The organism is Ureibacillus sp. FSL K6-3587 (genome assembly GCF_038593165.1).
GTDB classification, from domain to species: Bacteria; Bacillota; Bacilli; order Bacillales_A; family Planococcaceae; genus Ureibacillus; species Ureibacillus suwonensis.
Genome location: NZ_CP151969.1, coordinates 657718 through 680766 on the forward strand (window position 1 = coordinate 657718; position 23049 = coordinate 680766).

The 23049-nt window shown below is 43.0% G+C and carries 24 protein-coding genes; 6 read left to right on the forward strand and 18 right to left on the reverse strand.

Annotated elements, in window-relative coordinates:
• Positions 1-28 precede the first annotated feature (28 nt).
• The 5 genes from NSS77_RS03200 to speB form a co-directional block, all read right to left on the reverse strand.
• Positions 29-1201 carry an acyl-CoA dehydrogenase family protein gene (locus NSS77_RS03200; protein WP_342470358.1) on the reverse strand — a complete coding sequence of 391 codons (1173 nt, stop codon included), beginning with the start codon at positions 1199-1201 and terminating at the stop codon, positions 29-31.
• A 370-nt stretch (positions 1202-1571) separates the two neighbouring features.
• Positions 1572-1709 (reverse strand): hypothetical protein, encoded by a 138-nt coding sequence (locus tag NSS77_RS03205; RefSeq protein WP_342470359.1) that lies wholly within the window; start codon positions 1707-1709, stop codon positions 1572-1574.
• Positions 1710-2178: 469 nt separating this feature from the next.
• The gene (gene argS / locus NSS77_RS03210) at positions 2179-3846 is read right to left on the reverse strand and encodes an arginine--tRNA ligase (RefSeq protein ID WP_342470360.1); all 1668 of its coding nucleotides are present in this window, start codon (positions 3844-3846) and stop codon (positions 2179-2181) included.
• On the reverse strand, positions 3843-4280 hold the full coding sequence (locus NSS77_RS03215; protein ID WP_342470361.1) for a DUF1934 domain-containing protein: 438 nt from the start codon (positions 4278-4280) through the stop codon (positions 3843-3845). The genes argS and NSS77_RS03215 overlap by 4 nt, the downstream gene beginning before the upstream one ends.
• 244 nt (positions 4281-4524) lie before the next feature.
• Entirely contained in the window at positions 4525-5397 is an 873-nt protein-coding gene (gene speB, locus NSS77_RS03220) for an agmatinase (protein ID WP_342470362.1), read from the reverse strand.
• A 275-nt stretch (positions 5398-5672) separates the two neighbouring features.
• Here speB and NSS77_RS03225 point away from each other — a divergent pair, with 275 nt between their 5' ends.
• The gene (locus tag NSS77_RS03225) at positions 5673-7733 is read left to right on the forward strand and encodes a PBP1A family penicillin-binding protein (protein WP_342470363.1); all 2061 of its coding nucleotides are present in this window, start codon (positions 5673-5675) and stop codon (positions 7731-7733) included.
• 309 nt (positions 7734-8042) lie between these two features.
• Here the strand turns inward: NSS77_RS03225 and NSS77_RS03230 are convergent, their stop codons facing one another.
• Positions 8043-8564 (reverse strand): YwhD family protein, encoded by a 522-nt coding sequence (locus NSS77_RS03230; protein ID WP_342470364.1) that lies wholly within the window; start codon positions 8562-8564, stop codon positions 8043-8045.
• A 70-nt stretch (positions 8565-8634) separates the two neighbouring features.
• On the opposite strand from NSS77_RS03230, the gene NSS77_RS03235 reads away from it, so the two are divergent.
• Positions 8635-8820, forward strand: coding sequence for a 2-hydroxymuconate tautomerase (locus NSS77_RS03235; protein ID WP_342470365.1), 186 nt, complete (start codon positions 8635-8637; stop codon positions 8818-8820).
• Positions 8821-8916: 96 nt separating this feature from the next.
• Here NSS77_RS03235 and NSS77_RS03240 read toward each other — a convergent pair whose 3' ends face one another.
• From NSS77_RS03240 to NSS77_RS03250, 3 genes are all read right to left on the reverse strand, one after another.
• On the reverse strand, positions 8917-10128 hold the full coding sequence (locus tag NSS77_RS03240) for a polysaccharide deacetylase family protein (protein ID WP_342470366.1): 1212 nt from the start codon (positions 10126-10128) through the stop codon (positions 8917-8919).
• Positions 10129-10276: 148 nt separating this feature from the next.
• Complete coding sequence (locus NSS77_RS03245; protein ID WP_342471180.1) at positions 10277-11581, reverse strand: HD domain-containing protein; 1305 nt, start codon at positions 11579-11581, stop codon at positions 10277-10279.
• A gap of 314 nt (positions 11582-11895) precedes the next feature.
• The gene (locus NSS77_RS03250) at positions 11896-12126 is read right to left on the reverse strand and encodes a DUF1450 domain-containing protein (protein WP_342470367.1); all 231 of its coding nucleotides are present in this window, start codon (positions 12124-12126) and stop codon (positions 11896-11898) included.
• Positions 12127-12361: 235 nt separating this feature from the next.
• Here NSS77_RS03250 and NSS77_RS03255 point away from each other — a divergent pair, with 235 nt between their 5' ends.
• Positions 12362-13024: an RsfA family transcriptional regulator gene (locus tag NSS77_RS03255; protein WP_342470368.1), complete on the forward strand. Its 663-nt coding sequence runs from the start codon at positions 12362-12364 to the stop codon at positions 13022-13024.
• An 8-nt stretch (positions 13025-13032) separates the two neighbouring features.
• On the opposite strand, the gene NSS77_RS03260 is transcribed toward NSS77_RS03255, so the two are convergent.
• Complete coding sequence (locus NSS77_RS03260; protein WP_342470369.1) at positions 13033-13863, reverse strand: lipoate--protein ligase family protein; 831 nt, start codon at positions 13861-13863, stop codon at positions 13033-13035.
• Positions 13864-14066: 203 nt separating this feature from the next.
• Here NSS77_RS03260 and hemQ point away from each other — a divergent pair, with 203 nt between their 5' ends.
• Positions 14067-14816 carry a hydrogen peroxide-dependent heme synthase gene (hemQ, locus tag NSS77_RS03265; protein WP_342470370.1) on the forward strand — a complete coding sequence of 250 codons (750 nt, stop codon included), beginning with the start codon at positions 14067-14069 and terminating at the stop codon, positions 14814-14816.
• 34 nt (positions 14817-14850) lie between these two features.
• Here hemQ and NSS77_RS03270 read toward each other — a convergent pair whose 3' ends face one another.
• Positions 14851-15021, reverse strand: coding sequence for a hypothetical protein (locus NSS77_RS03270; RefSeq protein ID WP_342470371.1), 171 nt, complete (start codon positions 15019-15021; stop codon positions 14851-14853).
• A gap of 282 nt (positions 15022-15303) precedes the next feature.
• Between NSS77_RS03270 and NSS77_RS03275 the strand changes: the two genes are divergently transcribed.
• Together NSS77_RS03275 and NSS77_RS03280 are read left to right on the forward strand one after the other, a co-directional pair.
• A complete protein-coding gene (locus NSS77_RS03275) occupies positions 15304-15723 on the forward strand; it encodes a cell wall hydrolase (RefSeq protein WP_342471181.1) in 420 nt (139 codons plus the stop codon).
• Between the two features lie 25 nt (positions 15724-15748).
• Positions 15749-16183 carry a spore coat protein GerQ gene (locus NSS77_RS03280; protein WP_342470372.1) on the forward strand — a complete coding sequence of 145 codons (435 nt, stop codon included), beginning with the start codon at positions 15749-15751 and terminating at the stop codon, positions 16181-16183.
• A gap of 37 nt (positions 16184-16220) precedes the next feature.
• Here the strand turns inward: NSS77_RS03280 and NSS77_RS03285 are convergent, their stop codons facing one another.
• From NSS77_RS03285 to NSS77_RS03315, 7 genes are all read right to left on the reverse strand, one after another.
• On the reverse strand, positions 16221-17873 hold the full coding sequence (locus NSS77_RS03285) for an IS1182 family transposase (protein WP_342470373.1): 1653 nt from the start codon (positions 17871-17873) through the stop codon (positions 16221-16223).
• Between the two features lie 273 nt (positions 17874-18146).
• Positions 18147-19820, reverse strand: a complete 1674-nt coding sequence (locus tag NSS77_RS03290) for a methyl-accepting chemotaxis protein (protein ID WP_342470374.1) — start codon at positions 19818-19820, stop codon at positions 18147-18149.
• 76 nt (positions 19821-19896) lie between these two features.
• Positions 19897-21090: a M20 family metallopeptidase gene (locus NSS77_RS03295; protein WP_342471182.1), complete on the reverse strand. Its 1194-nt coding sequence runs from the start codon at positions 21088-21090 to the stop codon at positions 19897-19899.
• 210 nt (positions 21091-21300) lie between these two features.
• Positions 21301-21684, reverse strand: coding sequence for a DUF423 domain-containing protein (locus NSS77_RS03300; RefSeq protein WP_342470375.1), 384 nt, complete (start codon positions 21682-21684; stop codon positions 21301-21303).
• Positions 21685-21708: 24 nt separating this feature from the next.
• Positions 21709-21966, reverse strand: a complete 258-nt coding sequence (locus NSS77_RS03305) for a YwdI family protein (RefSeq protein ID WP_342470376.1) — start codon at positions 21964-21966, stop codon at positions 21709-21711.
• Positions 21963-22142: a uracil-DNA glycosylase gene (locus NSS77_RS03310; RefSeq protein ID WP_342470377.1), complete on the reverse strand. Its 180-nt coding sequence runs from the start codon at positions 22140-22142 to the stop codon at positions 21963-21965. Before NSS77_RS03310 ends, NSS77_RS03305 begins: the two co-directional genes overlap by 4 nt.
• A 91-nt stretch (positions 22143-22233) precedes the next feature.
• On the reverse strand, positions 22234-22911 hold the full coding sequence (locus tag NSS77_RS03315; protein ID WP_342470378.1) for a uracil-DNA glycosylase: 678 nt from the start codon (positions 22909-22911) through the stop codon (positions 22234-22236).
• Positions 22912-23049 lie beyond the last annotated feature (138 nt).

Consider the following 23049-nt stretch of genomic DNA (forward strand, 5'->3'; position numbering starts at 1 on the left):
TGTTGATTCCTCCTAATTATGATTAAATTTATAATTTTAATGCTGATTCCGCCAATTTTTTGATGGTCAAGTCATCCATCGGCGGATTATGAAGACCTGCGCGGACATCGCGATAATAGCGCTGCAACGGATTGTTGCGCTGCAAGCTTTTTGCCCCCACAACTCTCATCGCTTTGTCGACGATGGCAATCGCATTATTGGTTACCGTATATTTGGCAACATTCACCGCATTGACGATGTTGCCCGCCTCTTGTGCAGCAAGATTTCCTTTGTTGATTAATTCGATATAGCTTTGGGCTGCGCCGTAAAGGGTGAAGCGTGCTTGTGCAAGAAGCAAATCGATTTCCCCGATAAGTGATTGCACATTCGGCAAAGTTGCAATGGTTCCTTGAATGCTGTTTGGCGAATGATGATTGGCAAATTCCACCGCATAGTCCCGGGCCGCCTGGGCGATGCCGAGATAAGTTGCCGGAATGATCAACAACCAGCCATTCAATTTAAATCCCGTTTGGTAATTCGGAATTTCCACCAGGTCGGATTCATCCACTTCCACATTTTCCAATACCAAATCATGGCTTCCCGTCGCTTTCATGGCAACGGTATCCCATGTTTCCTCGATGGATAGCCCTGCTGCATCTTTATGGATTAAAAAGTTTCCGGGGCTTTCAATCTCCGGAATCCAAGCGGTCACCAAAAAATAATCCAATTCCGGCGAACAAGTGGCATAGGCTTTGCGGCCGTTGATGACCCACTTATTGCCCTTTTTCACAGCGCTCGTTCCGGGACGTCCTCCGCGGATCGGGCTCCCTGTGATGACTTCGCTGACGATTTTGTTGATGATCGCCCCTTTTTCCACCGCTTTTGCAAAATCAGCCAGTTTCTCTTTTGGCCAGCTTTTCGTTTCGTAAACATCCCCTACCGTAAGCAGCGTCCAACCGATGGAAAGGGCAGTGCTTCCATCGTAACTGCCCAATGTTTCTTGCAGTAAGATGGCATCGTAAACGTTGAACCCTTCACCGCCGTATTCCTTTGGCAGCGTCACTTTTGTGTACCCGATTTCACGCAATTTGTTTATATTGCCATGAGGAAAAAGGGATTGTTCATCGTTTTCTTTGGCATGCTCTTTAATGGATTGCTCCAGATTTCCCAATTTTTCTAACCATTTCCGCTGTTCTTCCGTTTTGATAAATAGTTCTTTCACGGGAATTTTCACAACCTTTCAATAAGAAAAGGAATTTAACTAATCCAATAAATATGATTAAATTACTATGATATGATTCTACATTTTTCGACTTTATTAGTCCATAACATATTCTGAGTTTTTTAGTTGGAATTGTTTTTCTCGAAAAAACCTATTTTTTCGTGATAAGACGGGAAAATTTTCCTCTGTCAACTAAATGCCAACTTTATAGGTTGGAATTGTTTATCATTTTACTGGACCGCATTTTCCTTGTCAATATAAACCTTATAATTTTAATAATAATTATAAGAATCGAGTAGGAGGGAGCGATTAACTCCCGTCCTCTCACACCACCGTACGTACGGTTCCGTATACGGCGGTTCAATTAAGATCATTGACGCAAGTTTTTATAACTTCCGTGAATAGCTGTTCTCTTTATGCCAGTGGTCACTCCACCCTCCAAGAGGTCTCCCACGGGATTCACCGCTTCCTTCCTCAAGTGAGGTACTACGTTTTCTGTTTTCATCATGACTCACTGAATGCCAAGGGCTATTCTCTCTTCATTGTTCGGTCCTTCTTAGTAGTTCTAAACCAACTAATACGATGACCTCTGCTGACTTCTGACGGTTCAGCTACTGATCACTAAGTAGGTTATGAAGCGTACTTCACCTATCCGCCAGACCTCCCCGGGTAAGTACATGCACTTTCACACCATCTATCCGCCTCATCTACTCGATATGACCTTCGACAGAAAGAGCTTTGTTTTGTTTTGCAAACTCACTCAATCATACCTAGCCTTATATGAAGTTCGTGTTCCTCAGACCGGAAGTTTGCCGCTCGCTTCCTTCAGATTCCGCGTCACCACGGACACCCTTGCGTTAAGCTAACTGTTACTTCTGCCTTCACAGTTCGGGACTTACACCCTATAGATTACACCCATGCCAGGCGCACCAAAAACACCAGCCCATCTGTTGGAGCTGGTGTTTGGGTATTAAGATTTACATTTTTTCCGGTGCTGACACGCCGATTAATCTTAGAGCGTTGGCAAGGGTAACCCGAACGGCTTGAATTAATGCAAGGCGCGCTTCTGTCAATTCTTTGTTGTCCGGGTTGATGACTTTTTCCGCATTGTAGAAGCTGTGGAAGGATGCCGCCAGTTCTTGAATGTAGTTCGCGATCCGGTGAGGTGTGCGGTGTTTTGCCGCTTCCGCCACTACTTGCGGGAAAGTGCCCACGATTTTTAGCACTTCTTCTGATTTTGCATCCGTCAATAAATCGAGGTTTTCCAATGATGGTTGGAAGCCTTGTTCCTCTGCGGCACGCAAAATCGAACAAATGCGTGCATGGGCATATTGGGCATAATACACCGGATTTTCGTTGGACTCGGCAACGGCCAAATCCAAGTCAAAGTCCATATGGGAATCGCAGGCCGTTTTGACGAAGTAGTAGCGGACCGCATCCAAACCGACTTCTTCCACAAGTTCACGCATGGTTACGGCATTTCCTGTCCGTTTGCTCATTTTATATTTTTCGCCGTTTTTATAAAGCTGCACCATTTGGATAATTTCCACTTCCAACTTATCCCGGTCATAACCGAGGGCTTCGATGGCCGCTTTCATGCGCGGAATGTAACCATGGTGGTCTGCTCCCCAAATATTGATGAGTTTGTCGAAGCCGCGCTGAATTTTATCTTCATGGTAAGCGATATCCGGTGTCAAGTAAGTGTAGGAACCGTCTGATTTAATCAACACGCGGTCTTTGTCATCACCGAATGTTGTGGAACGGAACCAAGTTGCCCCGTCCTTCTCATAGATGTGGCCGTTTGCTCTTAATTTATCCAATGCTTTGTCGATTTTTCCGCTTTTATATAATGAAGTTTCGGAATACCATACGTCAAAGCGCACGCGGAAGTTTTCCAAGTCTTTTTTCAATTTTTCCAGTTCAAGGGCGAGTCCATTTTCACGGAAGAAGTTGAAGCGTTCTTCATCGGATTTTTCCAGGATGGAATCCCCATATTGTTCAGCGAGTTTTTTCGCAATTTCGATGATGTCCTGGCCGTAGTAGCCATCTTCAGGCATTTCCGCCTCAAGTCCAAGCACTTGTTTGTAGCGGGCTTCCAAAGAATAGGCCAAGTTGTTGATCTGATTTCCGGCATCGTTGATGTAATATTCGCGAGTGACATCGTATCCTGCGAAATCCAGCACATTGCATAGGGAGTCGCCGAATGCAGCACCGCGGGCATGTCCTAAGTGAAGGTCGCCTGTAGGGTTCGCGGATACAAACTCCACTTGGATTTTTTCGCCGCCTCCAGCATTTGACCGGCCATAATTTTCACCTTGATCGAACACCGCTTTCACAATATCGGCAAGGAAATCTTTGCGGACAAAAATGTTGATGAAACCAGGTCCGGCAATTTCCACTTTTTCGATTTCTGTGCCTTCTGTTTCAAGATTGCCAACGATCGCTTCCGCAATTTGGCGGGGAGGTTTTTTCGCAAGTTTCGTCAGCTGCATGGCCAAGTTTGTGGCGAAGTCGCCTTTCGTTTGATCTTTTGGCACTTCGATCTGAACTTGAAAATCCGTCCCCTCTTCCAAAAGTTGCGCTTTTTCTACAGCCGCCTTTAACAAGTTTTTCAGTTTTTCCTGCAATTGTTCTACCGCATTCATGCTTGTCCCTCCGTATATTGAATTTCCAATGTATAATGACCGACTGATTGTCCACTAATTATTAAATCATACTGCACATTGAATCTGCCACTGATATTATTTTCTTCCGTATGTTCAAACCCCAGACGATGCGTTTTCGTTTGCAGCGGCAACGTTCCGAAGGCTGTGTCGTAATGACCGTTTTGTCTGCTTTCCAGGCTGAATGGCAGCCGCATATTGACAGCTCCACTGCGCAAAATGAGTGCATGGTCGTTGTTCATTTTCACCGTTGTGCGGATTGTTTGGTCTTCCATTATTTCTTCATATCGCAAATACATTTTATCGTTCTTTTTCAACCAAACTCCCTGAATCCACAGTTCGTAGGTTTCCTCGTCCCCTTCGATTGGGCGGATCGTTGAAATGACTTTGATTTTTACGTTTTTTTCAACACTCATTTCCTGTGGGCACTCCTTATGTAATACTATAACCTATTTATTATAGGATGATTTTCCATTCCTTATCAAGATGGAAGTGGAGTTTGTTCTATTCTATTTAACCGCCTTAAGGCACCCGTTTTCTTTGCAGATTTTAAGCCTATTTTGTCCATACCGCCTGATTTGTGAACAGTTTCCCCTCTCCCGCTCCAAAAAAAGAGGATTAAAGTTCATGAAAAACTTTAATCCCCTTTCTATCAATATCTTACTTGATCCATCCCAAAATCATTTCTCTTAATAATTTGGAAGCCGTATTCACGGTCATCTCGGAGTGGTCGTAAACAGGCGCAACCTCCACCAAGTCAAATCCAACGACATTCACTTCGCTTCTTGCAATTTCATGGATGGCCGCAAGCAGTTCTTTGGACGTAATGCCGCCGCAATCCACTGTCCCTGTGCCAGGAGCAAAGGCCGGATCCAGCACGTCAATATCCGTTGTGATATAAACATTGCGGCCTTTCAATGTTGGAAGCACTTCTTTCAACGGTTCGAGGACTTCAAACTTTGCGATATACATGCCGTTTTCTTTCGCCCATTCAAATTCTTCTTTCAGTCCTGAACGGATGCCGAAAGAATATACATTGCTTGGACCAATCATTTCCGCAATTTTCCGGATCGGCGTTGCATGGCTCAATGGTTCCCCTTCATAATCCGTGCGCAAATCGGTATGGGCATCAAAATGAAGAATGGCTATATCCGGATATTTTTCATAAACGGCTTGCACCACACCCCATGTCACCAAATGCTCTCCACCCATTCCAACCGGGATTTTTCCATCTGCCAAAACTTTCTTTACAAACTTCTCAATTTCATCCAATGATTTTTGGGCATTTCCGAATGGAAGCGGAATGTCGCCCGCATCGAAAAATTTCACTTCATCCAATTCACGGTCAAGATATGGACTGTACTCTTCCAGGCCGACAGAAACTTCGCGGATTCTTGCCGGGCCGAACCGGGAGCCTGGTCGGAAGCTGACCGTCCAGTCCATCGGCATTCCATATAACACCGCTTTGGACTCTTCATAATTTGGATGGCTTTTTATAAACACATTTCCGGAATATGTTTCATCAAAACGCATATGAATCACCTACTCTATTGATCTTTTTCGGAAAAGCTGAAAATTTCGAATTCAAAGGAATTCGGAACTTTTTTCGACATTTTTCGTATTCACTTATAGATTCGGGAAATCAAAATGCATCCCAAGAAAATTGCCCTTTTCAAAAATTGCATTTCATACAGAAAAAGTATAGACGTTTTTAGACAAAAGGCAACAGTTTTTTTAAGCGCATTCTCGATTAAACTGCCATTTTCAAGTCCATACTATGGGTAATTGGAAGAAATGAGGTGAAATGGATGGATCGAAGACGGAGTTATCAGCGGAAAATGAGACGGCAAAAACGGAAAAAACGGATGGCTTTCTACACGATCGCTTTTGTATGCGCAATGGTTGTGGCCCTGGGCGGTTTGAGATTGTATGCGCAAATTGCCGGAGCTCCTCCACTCACGATACCGAAAGCATCCGTTTTCTTGGACCGGAATGGCCATCAAATCGGGGATCATTTCACGGATCAACGCCGCTATTGGAAAGAGCTTGATGAAATTTCACCTTATTTAATAGAAGCAACCATCGCTGTGGAAGACAAAGATTTTTATCAACATCACGGGTTTGACATTCCAAGAATCGCCAGCGCCATTTTGACGGATTTGAAAACCCGCAGCAAAGTGCAAGGGGCGAGCACAATCACCCAGCAATTGGCTAGAAATCTTTATTTGACATTGGATAAAACTTGGACAAGGAAGATAATGGAAGCCGTTTATGCTTACCGTCTGGAAATCTTTTATTCTAAAGATGAAATACTAGAAGCCTATTTGAATACGGTCAACTACGGCCACGGCATGTATGGGGTCGAAGCGGCGAGCAAATACTATTTCGGCAAATCCGCCAGCGACCTGACGTTGGCGGAATCCGCCATGCTCGCCGGCATTCCGAAAGGGCCAAGTATTTATTCCCCTCTCAATAATTATGACAAAGCCGTCCAACGGCAGCATTTAATACTCGCTTTGATGGAAGATCAAAATAAAATCTCGGCGGAAGAAAAGGAACGGGCATTGTCGGAAAAAATCGTGCTGAAAAACGATCAATGGACCGCTTCCAAAACAGTCGCGCCTTATTTCTTGGACGTCGCTTGGCAAGAAGCGGCGGACATTTTGGAAAAGAAAAACTTGAATATCCGTTCCGGCGGCTGGGTCATTAAAACGACGTTGAACCAGGCCCATCAAAAAGCGGCGGAAGAAGCCATCGAGAAAAACATGCCGGACAACGACCTGCAAGTGGGGCTTGTCAGCATGGATGTCAAAACCGGCCAAGTAACGGCCCTTGTCGGTGGACGCAACTATCAAGAAAGTTCCTATAACCGTGTAACACAGGCCCTTCGCCAACCGGGTTCCGCCATCAAGCCGTTCTTATATGCGGCGGCATTGGAAAACGGTTTTACACCGCTCACTTTCTTGGACGTGGGTGAAACGATCTTTACGTACGACAATGGACGGGCCACTTATAAACCCCAAAACGTCAACGGGAAATTCGCGGATGGCGACATGTCCATGGCTCAGGCAATTGCCATCTCAGACAACATTTATGCGGTAAAAACGCTGGAACAAATCGGGTATGATAAATTCCGTGAAATGTCGAAGAGGTTCAATTTGCGGTATTCCAACAAAGATAATCCATCCATGGCACTGGGCACGATTGAAAATTCGCTGTATGATTTGACGAACGCCTTCAACATCATTGCAGCCAAAGGGGAATACCGGAAACCGACGACGATTTTATCCATTCAGAACGAAGAAGGCGAAATTGTTTACGAGTATGAAGAGCCGCCGAAAGAACAAATCATTTCCGAACAGGATGCGTTCATCCTAACGCAAATGATGACAGGCATTTTCGATCCGGTGTTCAGCGATTACTCACCGGCAACAGGCATTTCCCTCCGCTCCAGAATGACCCATACGTATGCGGCGAAATCGGGGACAACCGTTTCGGATCAATGGCTCATCGGCTACAGTCCAAGTTTGACAGCCGGCGTTTGGAACGGTTATGACCAAGGGAAAACGTTGTCGACCTCTTCGGAAATGTCGGCCCATAAGCAAGTGTGGATCGATTTCATGGAGGCCGTTCACCGGGAAAAACCGGATGAATCTTTCGAAGTGCCGGATGGCGTAAAAGGGGTCGTCATCGATATTGAAACGGGCAAACTGGCGACTGATGCATGTCCGAAACAACGGCTCATGTATTTAAAAGAAGAGGATGTTCCAACGAAAAAATGTACGGATCTTGATTTCTTTAATGAAGATACATGGAAAGGTTTGTTTGAACTGTTCCCGTTTGATTCCATCAAAGGGCTGTTTCATTGATCGGGTGCTGGTTTTAAACCAGCATCTTTTTTATTCAAAAGGTCAATAAAAAATAAAAAGCTTCCCCTATGAAAGAGAAAGCCTTTTGTAAATAGAGTTATTATGTGGCATTTGGCTTGGGATTTTCAAATACCGCATAGCACCTAACCCTATCTACTGAGTGTCCTAGTTATACTATTTATCATTATAACTTCAGTGTACTTATTTTTTAGAATGGTTTCAACAAAGGAACGAATATTACAACTTTTCGTCACATTTCCGCCATAAACTATTATTTTTTTTATCATAATTATTGACAACGCAAAAAATTTATTCCTGCACCGTCAAATCATCTTTCAATTGCTGGCTGCTGCGTTCCCACATGCCCTGATCATGATTTTGAAGAAATTCCGCCAGCACTTTCTTTGATTCATCATCCATATGATCTACGATAATTTTGCGCTTCAAGGATTTGTCCATTTTGTTCACATGGTCGGCCAAAATTTTAAAGCCTCTCCGTTTTTCCCGATTGACCACCATTTCGCAAGCGGCAACCCCTGCGTAATACGGTCCGTCTTCTTTCACGTCCACCGTCACCCATACAAGCCAGTAAGGTTTTCCGCCGGCGGAATCTTCCCGGTTTGTCGTGAATTTGATGCCCTTTTCCACCGCGCTTTTGGCGTGCATGGCTCCCATATCAATAAATGCCTGTTTTTCTTCTATATCAATGAATACCGGAGTGACATTTTCCAGCGAGATTGTGCCGATTCCAAACCCTTTGTGGCCATCCGTCGGGTCGTTTTTAATGATGGTGAAAGACATTTTTTGTTTCGGTTTTTCTTGATTTGTCATATTGTCATCCCCTCCGTTTAAACCTATTATAATAACTATACTTACAATTTATCCACTAGGAGGTTGCGTCATGCCGGTAGTAACAATCAAAATGTTGGAAGGTCGCACAGATGAACAGAAAAAAGCGATGGTTGAAAAAGTGACGGAAGCGCTTGTTGAAACGATTCAAGCAAAGCCTGAAGCCGTAACAATCATCATTGAAGAAATGTCTAAAAATCACTATGCAACAGGCGGCGTACGGGCTTCCGACAAGTAAACGGCAAAGCGGGCCATCCCGATGTGAAATGGCGGGATGTTCCGTTTCAAATTATCAGATATTCACAAAAGCAGAGGGTGACCGTTTCGTCACCCTCTACTTGTAATTGCCTACTTTTTTTGCAAATTCATCCATCGAAAGCCCTGGTTCGATGCCCAATCGTTCCAAAGTATATAAATCTTCTCCCAAGTTTACTTTACCCTTTCTTGTCGTAACAGCCATCCGGTAACCCGCTTTTTTCACCGCATTCAAATAGTTTTGATTATATTGGCCAAATGGATATGCAAAATAATAAGTGCCTAAAATGTTTCTGCTCTTGGCCAAATCATTATATAAGGCCTTATATGAAATCGTGACTCCCTTTGCTTTATTCCCTACCAGACTGTGTAAATCGTGAGTGTGGCTTCCGTAGCGGAAGACATCGCTCAATTCATCCATATCCTGTTTGCTGAAGAATCGCAGGGTATCCCATTGGAAAGGCTGCTTTTCAGAAGGAATTCTGCTGGTAATGATAAATTGTTCTGCGGTAAAGCCATATTCCTTCAAAATCGGATAAGCATACTCCCTTGTGCTTGTTATGCCGTCGTCAAAAGTAAGCACCACCGCTTTTGCCGGAAGATTCACTTGTCGTCTCAAATATCTTTCCAAATCATAGAGAGAGATGGTTTGATAACCATTGTTTTTGAGCCATTGCATTTGGTTGCTGAATTCGATTGTGGTCACGGTTGTATTGGCATTGGCGAATTGGGAATTCGCTTTTTCTCCCGGAGTTAAAATGTGGTGATACATTAAAATCGGCACACCATAGTCCAAGCTTGTCCGATATTTCGGCATATAACCGATTCTGCCACCTACATCCACTTTCCAATAATTCTTGCTGTAATCACTGATGATCGGATAACGGATACCAGCATGAATCGTGATCATCGGTTCCAATTTTCCCGAGGTGTTGTCAAACACTTCCACATCACTGTTGATCAACACCGTCGTATTCGAATTTTTGGCCTTCGTATTGACGTTGTTTGTTGTCCAAGTGACCGAACGATACACATCCCTTTTGGCGATGAAGCCGTAGCCATTTCCGAATTTGACTTGCCACCAGTTTTGGCCATAATCTTTGTCAATGACCAGCGGCTGATTTTTCTTCATCGTTGCGATCGGTACCAGTGAGCCGGTGCGGTTATCGTAAACCTTGACATTGTCATACAAAGGAACGGCATAACTCACCTTGCTTGCTGCTTCCCCCAAATTTGGGGCAATCCATAACAAGGGAAACATCAATAAAAAAATTCTAAGATATTTTTTCATGCTGCATTCCTTTCTTTAAGGTAGTCAACTCTATTATAATATAACTTCTTCTTTCTTCCAGAATATTTTAAGAATTTTTAATACGGAATGTTTCCCCATTATTATGGTTTTTTAACAAAAATCTATGCGAGCCACATCAATCATCCAATTATTTTGCATTATTCAATAGCTTTTCCATTTCGATTTTTAAACTTTGATCTAAGGTTGGATCCATCAGCGCCTCTTTCGGATAGTAAACTTTATGGTCCTTTTTCATGCGGCCGGCAATGGCATCCACAATGAAAGACTCCTGGGACAATTCCCTGATTTCGCCATTCGGCATTTCCAAAAAAATCGGGAATCGGTTCGTTTCTTTATCCGGCTCATAGTAATCGTAAGGCAAGTCCGATGTGCAGTCGTGATAAATATAGTAATCCGTATCCACACCCGCTTGACGGAAAAGCTCTTTTAATCGTTCGAAACGTTCCGGCTCTTCTTCCGGGTTGAGATTGATGTATTTGAACAATTTGCGGTTCACAAATCTCGTACTCAAATCTCGTAATATCGGATCCTTTTCCTTCATCCACATTTTGAAATAGGTCACTAATAAATACTCATCCAGTTCAAGGTAATCTTCCACCGTAATCTTATTTTCAAAGAAAGATTGAAAATGAACCGGTTCAAAGGTGAATTGATATCCTTGTTCATACAAATGTTTTGTTCTTTTGAGGATGTTGTGCAACAACACTTCCGCACTGCGTGAAACGGGGTGGAAATACACTTGCAGGTACATCTGATAGCGGGACATGATATAATCTTCCACCGCATGCATGCCGCTGGATTTAATGACGACTTTCCCCTTTCTTGGACGCATGACGCGGAGAATTCGTTCCATATCGAAATGGCCGTAACTTACCCCGGTATAGTAAGCATCCCTTTGCAAATAATCCATCCGGTCGGCATCGATTTGACTCGATATGAGGTTGACAACGAGCTGGTTCTCATAAGTTTTTTCAATCACTTGGGCCACTTTTTCAGGAAAATCTTCCGATACCCGCTTTAAAACCGCATTTACCTCTGTTTCCCCCAGCAATATTCTTCTCGTGAAATATTCATGGTCCGTTTTAAACACATTTTCGAACGCATGGGAAAATGGACCGTGGCCCAAATCGTGGAGCAGCGCCGCGCATAGCACCAGAAGGCGTTCATCCTCATTCCAATCGGGTCTTCCGTGAAATACATCATCCACAATGCGGCGGACGACTTCATAAACCCCCAGCGAATGATTGAATCGGCTATGTTCCGCACCATGAAACACGAGATATGTCGTGCCCAGCTGGCGGATCCGGCGCAAACGCTGAAATTCTTTTGTTCCAATCAAATCCCAAATCACTTGGTCTCGAACATGAACATATCGGTGCACGGGATCTTTGAACACTTTTTCTTCCGGAAGTTTTTGTTTTGCATATTCCACCAAAATTACCGCACCTCGTTCCTTCCAATTCTTACTATCTATTATAAGAAATTTTCTAATTTTTTACACGCCATTGTTGTTGTGGAAGCCGGGAGAATTTCGGGTGCGGCTTTTGGCGGAGGCATGCATTTTCCCAAAACCGCAAGGAAATCCCGGAAAGCCGCAAAAATTTCCATGTATCCCCATCCACCACAGGTTTTATTGAATAAAAACGATTATATTTGAAACTCCGATGATTAAAACAACCTCTTATGGCCAAAGCTGATAAAAAATAAAACAAGCTACCTTCTACCACGATAGAAAGTAGCTTTTGTTTAATCCATCTTCAATTTGGCTTTCACTTTTTCCATTAATTCCTCTTCCGTTAATGCGTTTACCGGTCTGCCGTTGACGAAAGTGAAAGTTTTTTTGCGGCCGGGTCCGCAATAGGATTGGCAACCGATGACGATCGTTGCATCGGGATCCAACTTTTTCAATTTCGGAATGAGCGTTTTTAAATTGACGGCTTGACATTCATCGCAAACTCTAAATTCGTTTGCCGCCATATGATCAACAATCCTTTCTATCAATCAAATTCATTTTTTAGCCTAAAAGATATTTTAGACTATAGCCACACTTCCATTCAAGTAAAAAGGACAAATATCCAACAAAGGACTGAATTCCGCCTTTTTTGCTAAATTCATATAAAAAATTCATCAGAAAAATGAATAAAATTGGAACTTGTTGGACACGATATGTTTTGACAATAAGAAACTACTACATTAACAGGAGGGTTAAACAATGGCAAAAGTCAGACAGGATGCATGGTTAAAAGAAAACGACGAACTGCTCGCCGAAGCGGTATTAAGACATGTAAAAGAAGGAAGTACGCAATTGAACGCTTTTGAAGAAGCCGGAGATAAATTGAATCGGACTCCTGCTGCATGCGGTTTCCGATGGAATGCCGTTGTTCGCAAACGTTATGAAAAAGAACTGGAAGAAGCAAAAAGAATCCGGAAAGAGCGGATGAAATTGTTGGGTGTGAACGGCAGAAGACGTTCGCCGGGTGTGTATTTGCTTCCGGGATCAAACGGGGAATCCAAGCCTATTTCCTTATCTGATATGAATTTAGATATTGTCATTGCATACTTGTTGCGCCTGCAATCCCAGGGAGGCAACGACAATGAAGCGACAAAATGGCGTCAAATTGCAAACTCCGCTACTGAAAAAATAAAAGAATTGGAAAAAGAAGTGGAAAAACTGCGCAAGGAAAACAAACAAATCCGCGAAGATTACGAGCAATTTGTTCAAATCATGAACCGCGCCCGCAGACTCGTTACATTGGAAGATGAAGAACCGCGCATTGCACCGGTATTTAAAATGGAGAAAAACGGGAATTTAGTTGCCGATTATTCCCATATGCAACAACAATCTAGCAAAGAAAACGTAGATGTGCCGAATTGATTCGCCATCTACGTATTTCCAAGCATTTTTGCATTCCGCTCCAAAACTCTCTTTAAATAAAAAGAATATAATTGCAATTCATCGCCTTCCAGAGGCTGGAACAATACATCCCCAGAAAGTGAAGCGAGCAGCTGTTGAACTTGGATGACGGTTTCCTGAACGGTGATGGGACGGTCCAACAATTCGCTTAAACTGGCCATCACATCAGGCTGTATTTTCGGATATTGAAATTTTGTCTCTGCATCTTTCAAACTGGTTTCATAAAAATGTTTAATCAGTTCCGCACGCTCGCTTCCACTGCCTTCAATACATAAATAAATCTGGACGGCCACCCCATTGCGCAAACGGCGTTGGGATATCCCCGCAAATTTCTTTCCCCCGATGCTCAAATCATAGGAGCCGGGACAATAAGAACCCACAATTTCATAGGCCTGAATTTTTTCTGCGGCTTCGGAAAACAACAGCTTTATAAATTGCAGCATGACTTCATAACCCATGTTAATGCTGATGGAACCCGGGGCTTCCGAAAGGACGATGGAAATATTTAAAATCCCCTTATCCAGCACGACCGCAAGCCCGCCGGAATTTCGGACAATCGCTTCATAATGGGCTTTTTTCAACATCTCGATTCCCTTATGGATATAAGGCATGCGGTGATCTTGAATGCCCAACACGACATATGGGTGGTGCACCCATGTGCGGACAACCGGAACCGACAACCCTTGTCCCACCAAATGGCAGAGCGTGTCATCCATCGCAAACGATTCAAGGGGGGTACGGTCCATGGAAAGGGATTGATCGATAAAACGCCACGTTTTTTGCTGTAATAATGAATGCATTTTGTTTGCTCCTCACAATAGGTTCAGCACAATTTGCTTTCGGTTGCGCCTTCTACAGTTCAAGCATACACAAAAACAATTGTGAATAAAAGTGGGCGATTTCATGAAAGGTTCATTAAATTTAAAGCTTAATCGGGAGGAAAATTTCTTGATTTATGCTAAGATTATTTTGAACGATTATCAATCGAAGGAGTGTTAATGTAATGAGCGAAGCAGCATTTACTTTAGACGGCTGGTACTGCCTGCATGATTATCGTGCGATGGACTGGACTTCCTGGAAACTGCTTTCTGAAGAAGAAAGACAAGCCGCATTGGAAGAATTTTATCAATATCTTGATAAATTGGAACAAGTACACGAAGCAAAAACCGGTTCCCACGCCTTCTATTCCACAATTGGCCAAAAAGCGGATTTCATGTTCATGATTCTCCGCGAAACGCCAGATGAAATTCACGAATTGGAAACGGAATTCAACAAATTAAAAATTGCCGATTATACAATTCCGACATATACTTATTTCTCGGTTGTGGAACTTTCCAACTATTTAGGCGGTTCTGACGAAGATCCATATCAAAACCCATATGTTCGCTCCCGTTTATATCCAGAACTTCCGCGAACAAAATATATCTGCTTCTATCCAATGGACAAACGCCGCCTATTGGATGACAACTGGTATATGTTGCCGATGAGTCAGCGCCGCGAGTTGATGCGCTCCCATGGCGAAATCGGCCGCAAATATGCAGGTAAAGTAAAACAAATAATCACAGGCTCTACCGGTTTGGACGACCATGAATGGGGCGTAACACTCTTCTCTGACGATATGCTACAATTTAAGAAAATTGTGTATGAAATGCGTTTTGATGAAGCTTCCGCCCGCTACGGGGAATTTGGCGAATTCCTTGTAGGTACTTTATTGGATAAAGAAAAATTCGCTAAACTTGTGAAAGTTCAATAATAAAATTTAAGCGAGACGCTTTTGGGCGTCTCGCTTACTCATGTTCATCAGGCGTTTGCAAAATCAAAATCACCGTTTGCGTGAAGAAACCGATGAAAAGTATCAAAATGAAGAGATACCAATGGAGTGGTTGATTGAATAATCCCGCAATCACAAATGACAAAATCGCACTGACGACTATCCCAACCCAAATTCCAAGTTGCAATGTAACCAACCTCCAGATTAATCGTTTTGGCTCCCTTCTCCCCTTTTTTTAATTAACTATTCCCTAAATTGTCACCAACTAACACCGTTACTCATATTCTATTCAATAGTGTTGCATGTCGAAACATGTCAATCGTTTCTATTCTATTTTATTGCGATGGAGCGTACTTTATACAGGCTTCACCCCGTTTCATCTACTTTATTCAATCAATTTAAACATTTTTTTCAATTATTATTCTGATTCTTGATTGAATGCATACATTATGTTGAGGAGGTATGAAAAATCGCTGTTATTGCCGCTAACGAAGCACATGTTGCCTTACTTGCCCGATTGATGCGGGCGGAAGCGGAAGGCGATGGAGACCTTGGCATGCTGTTGGTCGGAAATGTCGGCGTCAATCGCGTAAGAGCAGACTGTCTGGATTTCAAACAGATACGCAGCATCGAAGATATGGTGTATCAAAGTCCTGGTGGCTTTGAAGCCGTACAAAAAAGCTACTTTTATCAGCGGGCGCGTCCACAAGATATTGCGTTGGCGCGCAGAGTCATCAACGGTGAACGCTTTGTTCCTGCCGACAGAGCCCTTTGGTTTTTCAAGCCTGAAGGAAGCTGCCCTGCCCAGTGGTATGGACAATGGAATTCCGGCCGATTCAAATCCCATTGTTTCTTTGCACCTGCTGAAGGTGCTTGTCCAGGCATCTAAAAATTGATAAGAAAGGATGTTATGATTGACTTATTATTATTGGGGTCCCGGTGCGTCGGGAAATCAATATTATCAACAACCGTTTTTCGGTCAAGGGCAAGTGCAACAAACGCCGCTTTCTGCCCAAAGCGGAAACGTCATGACACCTTCCGGAACTGTAGTACCTTCCACTGGACGACAAACGGAAGAATCGTATATCGAGAACATTTTACGCGAAAATATCGGCGTGCCCGGCACATTCTATTTCACATTTCCATCTTCGGAAACGTTACCGGGAGAAACCCGCGGAAATGTACTCCGGGTTCGCGGTACCGTATTGCAAGCGGGCCGAGATCATGCGGTAATTCGTGAAGAAAGTACAAATCACGTTTATTTATTACCGATGATTTATTTCGATTATGCCCGATTCGATGAAGGGTTCAGATATATTAATTCAGCCCGGCCAAGATCCCAGCGATAATGGAAAAAAGCCAATTGAAAAAGAGGCTGGGACAAAACTAGCTTCTAGATAGGAAAAAGGAGAATTTGAGCCAACTCAAATTCTCCTTTTTCCATTTATCCCCATTATTTTTGGTTAGTTGATCTTTGTTGGCCGTGTATTTTCGTAAATTCACGGCCATTAAGGCAATGCCCATTTCATTTTCCACTTTCGATTTTCCTCGAACGGAAAATCGAGTGAAACGCAAATTAGCCTTCAAGAATCCAAAAACTGGTTCTACGTCTATTTTACGTTGACGGAAAATAGAACCAGCTTTTTCTTCTGAAAGCTTCGCTCTTACATATTCTTTTTGTTGTTCCCATTTTTCATTCACCATGACCTTTCGGTGATTGCCTTCCTTTGCTTTTGTGCATGATGAACGAAATGGACATCCTGAACAGTTTTCACATTCATAGATTTTCAATTCTCGTTTGAAACCAGTCTTATCTGTACGTACAGAACGATAACGGAAGGTTACTCGCTGCTGATTTGGACAAATGTAGGTATCACTTTCTTCGTCGTACATCCAATTGTCTGGATGAAATGGATTTTGTTTATATTTCTTCTTTTGTTCTTTCTCATACATGGTATATGGAATAAGTGCCTCACATTTTCGATTCGAAAGGATGTCCTCATAGTTCTGTTCACTACCATAACCAGCATCTGCGACAATATATTTTGGCAATGGAAAATAATGCTTCTCAATCTCATTCAAGAACGGAATCAATGTACGTGTATCAGTAGGATTTGGAAAGATGCTATAAGCTAGTGCGTATTGACCTTCTGTTGCGATTTGTACATTGTATCCAGCTTTCAATTGACCGTTTTTCATATAGTCGTCTTTCATTCGCATGAACGTCGCATCTTGATCTGTTTTGGAATAACTGTTCCGTTCCCCCAAGATGTCCAAGTCTTTTTGGTATTTTTGTTTTCGTAGAATGAAGTCTATTAATTGTTTGTACGCTTGTTTTGGATATTTTCGTTCGCTTCTTAATGCTTTTCGTTCTGTGGCATCGGGCGATGTTTCTATCTTTTGGTCATATTCCTTAATGACTTCATCGACTTGTTGCACCATTTGAGCGAGTTCTTCTACGGACAGTTCTCCCTCATTTTCCCGCTCCATTTCAGGGATGATTTCTTTTTCTAATAGTTCGTTGTATAACTGATTGGACTTTTCAATTAAGTTTTGGTTGTATTTTTCAATGGATTTCTTCCATACGAAAGTAAATTTATTGGCATTCGCTTCAATCTTCGTACCATCGATAAAAATGGCTTCTTGATCGATTAACTTTTCTTCCACCAGTTGGCAACGGAATTGGACAAAACATTGACGAATTAATTCTTTTACTTCCGGATGCACACGAAAACGATTGATCGTCCGATAACTTGGTTCATATCCTTGTGCCAACCACATCATTCGTATACTGTCCTTTAATAGCGCTTCAATTTTTCGACCTGAAAAGACAGACTGCGAATAGGCACACAAAATAATTTTTAGCATCATGCGTGGATGATAAGCAGGACAACCTGTATTTCGAAGAAACGGCTGGAAGGCTTCATTTGGAATACTTTCAACTAAATGGTGAATATGGAAGGCAATATCATTTTCTTGTAATTTTATTTCTAAATCTAGAGGTAAAACTAATTGATTCATGTTATAATATTTAAACATAAGGACCCTTCTTTCTGTTAGTTTTGGTGGTAACTTAATTTTAACAGAAGAGGTCCTTATTTTTTATTGAAAAAATGAAGAACAGCTCATGAAATTTCATTCCAAAATTTCATGAGCTGTTTCCATTTTAGAGGGGGTTTTGTCCCAGCCTCTTTTTTTATTAACCTTGTATATATCTTTGCACATCCATCAATGAAGGTACAGGCCCATCGAGGCATTGTTCCTAATTTGCCATTTTGTTATGAACTTTATTTGAACAAGCCCCCCGCCTGATTATAAGCGGAATTTCCGGATTTCCATCTGCAGATTTTGGGCATTTTCGCTCAATTCCGCAGCCACTTTATTCACTTGTTCGATTGTCGTCGTTTGTTCTTCAATATTGGCGGCAACCATTTGAATTTCGCTTGCGGATTCTGTAGAAGCGTTCGAAATTTCATTGACCGCCGCTGAAACTTCCTCTGCACTTGCAGAAATTTGTTCGCTTGTGGCAGAGATTTCCTCAATCTGCCATTTCATTTTTTCGATGGCCTTCACAATATCAGCAAAAGATTGTCCTGCTTCTGTAATGACTTTTACACCGTCTTCCACCGAATGCAAGGAATCGGATACCGCTTTTTCCACATTTTCTGTATCCCGCTTGATTTCTACCGTCAAATCGGTAATTTGGCTTGCAGATTCTTTTGATTCCTCCGCCAGTTTGCGGACTTCTTCAGCCACAACGGCAAATCCTTTCCCATGTTCACCGGCACGGGCCGCTTCAATGGCCGCATTCAATGCCAGCAAGTTCGTTTGATCGGTGATTTCTGCAATCACTCTTGAAATATTTTCGATTTCTTCCGTTTGTTTGCTCAATTTTTGAACCAATTCATTCACAAGATTTGTAGACTGGTTAATGGTGTCCATTTGTTTTTCCGCATGACGGATAATCTCTCCACCATGGGAAGCCATATCGCTTGTTTCCAATGAAGTGGAATGCAGCACTTGAGTGGATTCCGCGATTTTTTGCACGCCGATCGCCGTTTCATCCATCGCACGGGCCGAATCATTGGCCGCTTGGGAATTCGTTTGGGCCACTTCCGCTGTGGAATTTACCCGGCGAGTCATTTCTTCGGCAGAAGCGGAAATTTCCTCCGTGCTTGCGGAAAGCTGTTGAGCGGCTGAACTTAATTGTTCCGCATTTTGCTGCACATTCCGAATAAGCGATTTCAAGTTATTTTTCATTGCATTGAAAGCTTCCGAAAGCTGGCCGATTTCATCTTTGGAGATCACTTTCAAATTCTCTTCCGTCAAATCGCCGGAAGAAACCACCTTTACCGCATCCACCACTTTTCTCAAAGGCAATGTAATCGTTTTCCTAACGAAATAAACTAAAACAAAGCTGACCATTAAGCTGGCTATTAACACGATTACCGCCGTAATGTTGGATGAGGAAATCGCCCTATTTGCCCCTTTCTTGATATCTTCCAATTGGCCTGTTTGATATTCGATCATTTTGTCTGTTGTATCAATCAGATTTTGGCTGATGATTTGAATATTTTCATGTTCCGATAATGTTTCCCCATTTTTCACTCTTTCAGCCACTTTGGAGAATTCTTGTTCAAAATTGTCTTTGGATTGTTTCAATTCATTGATATAGCCCTTCATTGTATCGGTTACCGCCAATTTTTCAAGCGACTCGATTTGCTGATCGATCAGCTGCATATATGTATTGACCATTTCATAATCATCATTATCTTCTATTAGCATGTATTTTGTTACGGATTTATCCAGCTGGGCCACTTGGTAGCGCACGGATGATATTTCCTGGATTGCCGTCACCCGCTCATTCAGCGCCACATCCACTTGGCGATCGATTCTTTGAAAATTGATAAAACTGACAATCATCGATATACATAAAAGTCCCATCAATGAATAAAAAGCAACATTCATTTTTCCCCCGATGCTCATCCCGGTCACCTCTTCAAAAAAATCTATTTTAAGCCTATTATACTACTTCATTTCCCTTTTTTAACTAGAAATTGCACTAAATTTCGCATTTATTACAAAAAGTTTCTAAATATTTCAAAGTTGCCAGTCCCATCGTCTTTGCAGCAATCAACATCGCTCTTTCATCAAAATTAAACTTTGGATGGTGATGCGGATAGGCCGTTTCCCAATCCGGATGTTTGGCCCCGGTGATGAAGAAAGTGCCCGGCACCTTTTGCAGATAATAGGCAAAATCCTCTCCTACCATGAGCGGGACGCATTCTTTCACTTCTTTCACTTCAGGCACATCCATTGCAACATCCGCAAGCAATGCCGTTTCTTCCGGATGGTTGACCACCGGTGGGTAACCTCTCGTATATGTAAATTCATAAGTCGCATTGGCGCCGTCACAAATGGACTTTGCCAGGGATTCAAGTTCCTTTTCGATTTGGATTCTTACATCTTCATCGAATGTCCGGACAGTTCCCTTCATTGTCGCTTTTTCCGCGATGATGTTGTAGGCTTTTCCCGCTTCGAATTGTCCCACAGTGACCACCGCATGTTTCAAAGGGCTGATTCTTCGCGAAATAATGGTTTGCACTTGGCTGACGTACTGCGCACCGAGGACAATCGCGTCAACGGCATTGTGGGGCTCTGCGCCATGCCCGCCTTTTCCTTGAATCGTCACTTCAAACATGTCCGGAGCCGCCATGATCGCACCATTCTTTACATGAATCTCCCCTAATGGCGTTGGAGCCCAAAGATGGGTTCCAAAAATCACATCCACCCCATCCAAACAGCCGTCTTCGATCATCGGTTTGGCACCGCCCGGCAACACTTCTTCCGCAAACTGGTGGATAAACACCACATTCCCGCAGATGGATTCCCTCATTTCATAAAGGGCTTTCGCCAAGATCAGCAAAGTGGCTGTATGTCCGTCATGGCCGCATGCATGCATAACGCCGTCCACTTTGGATTTATAAGGGATGTCGTTTTCCTCTTGGATCGGCAATGCATCAAAGTCCGCACGCAACGCCACCGTTTTTCCCGGCTTTCCTCCGCGCAAAACGGCCACCACGCCTCTTCCGCCTACTCCTTCACGAACCTCAAGACCCAGTTCTCTATGAAAGTTCGCAATATATTTTGGCGTATTCACTTCTTCAAAAGATAGCTCCGGATTTGCATGCAAATATCTCCGAATGGAAACCATTTCCTCATAATACTTGTCCAATGCCAACAATAGACTGTCCAATGTATGTACCCCTTTCCGAGTTGCCAAAAATACTCCTTCCATGTTCTATGGTAACATGAAACATTTATTAAATGTGTCGAAATCTTATGAATTTATTCACCAAATTTCGTTACTTTTTTCATGGCCGCACCGGGTCGAACCGCCCCCTGGAACACAAAATAAAATGGCGGCTTAAAGTCATGCATGCGACTTTAAACCGCCCTTCACAGATTAATAGATTCGGCTTTTTGCAACGCCGACGATCACCAATGTCCATCCGATCAAAAACAGCACTCCACCGATTGGCGTGATTGCGCCCAATACACTGATGCCGCTCACAGCCAAAACGTATAAGCTGCCTGAGAAGAATAGAATCCCGAAAGTCATTGCGAGAAATGACCATTTTAACGGAGATGTATCACCGATTAATCTTGGATGCATTAAAATGCCGACCAGAATGATTCCTGCCGCGTGAAACATTTGATATTGGACTGCCGTATCCCAAATTGACTCCCCATATGCATCCAAAACACCTTTTAATGCGTGGGCGCCAAATGCCCCCAATGCGACAGCCAGAAAACCGAAAACCGCACCTGTAATGATGGAACCTTTCATCTACATAACCTCTTTTTCTGAATTTTAAAAATCAAAAATCGAATCCCCATTCGCATCCTCGTCCTCTATTTTCCTTGAAGGGAGAAGACGATTTCCGCCTGTTGCATACAGTTGGGGTTGGCCCTGTTCTGTCACCGCCGGATGTTTCGGTTCATTCAACGCCACATCACATAATGCGCGAACGGCGATCAACAATTCCCGAAGTTCCTGTTCATTTTCCGTTTCTCTCGCTTTTAAAGCATACCGTTCAATTTCCCCGAACAATCTTTTATAGGAAATCATTTTCTCCCCCCTTTGAATTCTTTCGGTTCAAATTTTAAACAATCCGTTCCGGAAGATTGTTTAACGACAACGGATGGAAGCTGCCTCGTCTTAAATTGATACGCTGCGCAGCCACGGGGATGATTAGGATCCCACGTTACTTTGAAAAATTTGCATTTAAAACAGTCAACTTTCATGGGAATCCCACCTTTATTCCAATGTACCAAATTTCATAGACAGTGAAAAGTTGAATGAATTTTGTTCAAAAACTCGTTATAAACGAAGACATTACTCCAAACACCAGTCAATCGGTTCCTTGCCCCAGGCGATGAGTTGGGCATTGATTTTCGAGAAAGGTCTGCTCCCGAAAAACCCGCGATGGGCGCTTAACGGACTTGGATGGGGCGCTTGCAAAATGGTGTGGTGGGAACCGTTCTTTTCGATAATGGCCCTTTTCATTTGCGCAGGTCTTCCCCATAAAACAAAGACAATCGGATCTTCCCTTTGTGCCAATTTTTCAATGACCGCATCGGTGAATTGCTCCCAACCCATCCCTTGATGGGAATTGGCCTGCCCTTGTCTTACGGTAAGAACCGTGTTTAACAGGAACACCCCTTGCTTCGCCCATTTCATCAAATACCCATCTTTTGGAATGGGACATCCCAAATCATGTTGCAATTCGATGAAAATATTTCGAAGGCTCGGCGGATGCGGCACCCCCGGCTTTACGGAAAAGCACATGCCGTGCGCTTGTCCGGGGCCGTGGTAAGGATCCTGACCCAGAATCACCACTTTCACCTCTTTGTATGGAACGGTGTAAAAGGCGCTCATCACTTCATCAATGGGCGGGTACACGATGTTTGTACTGTATTCTTTGGCAATGAATTTCCGCAAATTTTGATAGTAGGGCTTTTCAAATTCCTCCTGCAATATCTCCTGCCAATCATTGTCGAAAACTTTCTTCATGTCGAAACACCTCATTTTCAACCTACTCTAATACGCGGAGAGAATCAATAGTTGATTTTTAAAAGAACCCGATACTTCACGCCGAGCCTCCTTTTCATCCCCCACATTCTGACATCATCATTTTTCTGTATTCTGACC

What these genes read in the sequence shown, in the direction of transcription:
- NSS77_RS03230 (WP_342470364.1), bottom strand. Translation starts at nt 8,564, where the DNA reads ATGACAAATCAAGAAAAACCGAAACAAAAAATGTCTTTCACCATCATT.
- hemQ (WP_342470370.1), top strand. Translation starts at nt 14,067, where the DNA reads ATGAGCGAAGCAGCATTTACTTTAGACGGCTGGTACTGCCTGCATGAT.
- NSS77_RS03225 (WP_342470363.1), top strand. Translation starts at nt 5,673, where the DNA reads ATGGATCGAAGACGGAGTTATCAGCGGAAAATGAGACGGCAAAAACGG.
- NSS77_RS03260 (WP_342470369.1), bottom strand. Translation starts at nt 13,863, where the DNA reads ATGCATTCATTATTACAGCAAAAAACGTGGCGTTTTATCGATCAATCC.
- NSS77_RS03310 (WP_342470377.1), bottom strand. Translation starts at nt 22,142, where the DNA reads ATGAAAGTTGACTGTTTTAAATGCAAATTTTTCAAAGTAACGTGGGAT.
- NSS77_RS03240 (WP_342470366.1), bottom strand. Translation starts at nt 10,128, where the DNA reads ATGAAAAAATATCTTAGAATTTTTTTATTGATGTTTCCCTTGTTATGG.
- NSS77_RS03235 (WP_342470365.1), top strand. Translation starts at nt 8,635, where the DNA reads ATGCCGGTAGTAACAATCAAAATGTTGGAAGGTCGCACAGATGAACAG.
- NSS77_RS03315 (WP_342470378.1), bottom strand. Translation starts at nt 22,911, where the DNA reads ATGAAGAAAGTTTTCGACAATGATTGGCAGGAGATATTGCAGGAGGAA.
- NSS77_RS03285 (WP_342470373.1), bottom strand. Translation starts at nt 17,873, where the DNA reads ATGTTTAAATATTATAACATGAATCAATTAGTTTTACCTCTAGATTTA.
- NSS77_RS03290 (WP_342470374.1), bottom strand. Translation starts at nt 19,820, where the DNA reads ATGAGCATCGGGGGAAAAATGAATGTTGCTTTTTATTCATTGATGGGA.
- NSS77_RS03250 (WP_342470367.1), bottom strand. Translation starts at nt 12,126, where the DNA reads ATGGCGGCAAACGAATTTAGAGTTTGCGATGAATGTCAAGCCGTCAAT.
- argS (WP_342470360.1), bottom strand. Translation starts at nt 3,846, where the DNA reads ATGAATGCGGTAGAACAATTGCAGGAAAAACTGAAAAACTTGTTAAAG.
- NSS77_RS03205 (WP_342470359.1), bottom strand. Translation starts at nt 1,709, where the DNA reads ATGATGAAAACAGAAAACGTAGTACCTCACTTGAGGAAGGAAGCGGTG.
- NSS77_RS03305 (WP_342470376.1), bottom strand. Translation starts at nt 21,966, where the DNA reads ATGATTTCCTATAAAAGATTGTTCGGGGAAATTGAACGGTATGCTTTA.
- NSS77_RS03255 (WP_342470368.1), top strand. Translation starts at nt 12,362, where the DNA reads ATGGCAAAAGTCAGACAGGATGCATGGTTAAAAGAAAACGACGAACTG.
- NSS77_RS03300 (WP_342470375.1), bottom strand. Translation starts at nt 21,684, where the DNA reads ATGAAAGGTTCCATCATTACAGGTGCGGTTTTCGGTTTTCTGGCTGTC.
- speB (WP_342470362.1), bottom strand. Translation starts at nt 5,397, where the DNA reads ATGCGTTTTGATGAAACATATTCCGGAAATGTGTTTATAAAAAGCCAT.
- NSS77_RS03215 (WP_342470361.1), bottom strand. Translation starts at nt 4,280, where the DNA reads ATGAGTGTTGAAAAAAACGTAAAAATCAAAGTCATTTCAACGATCCGC.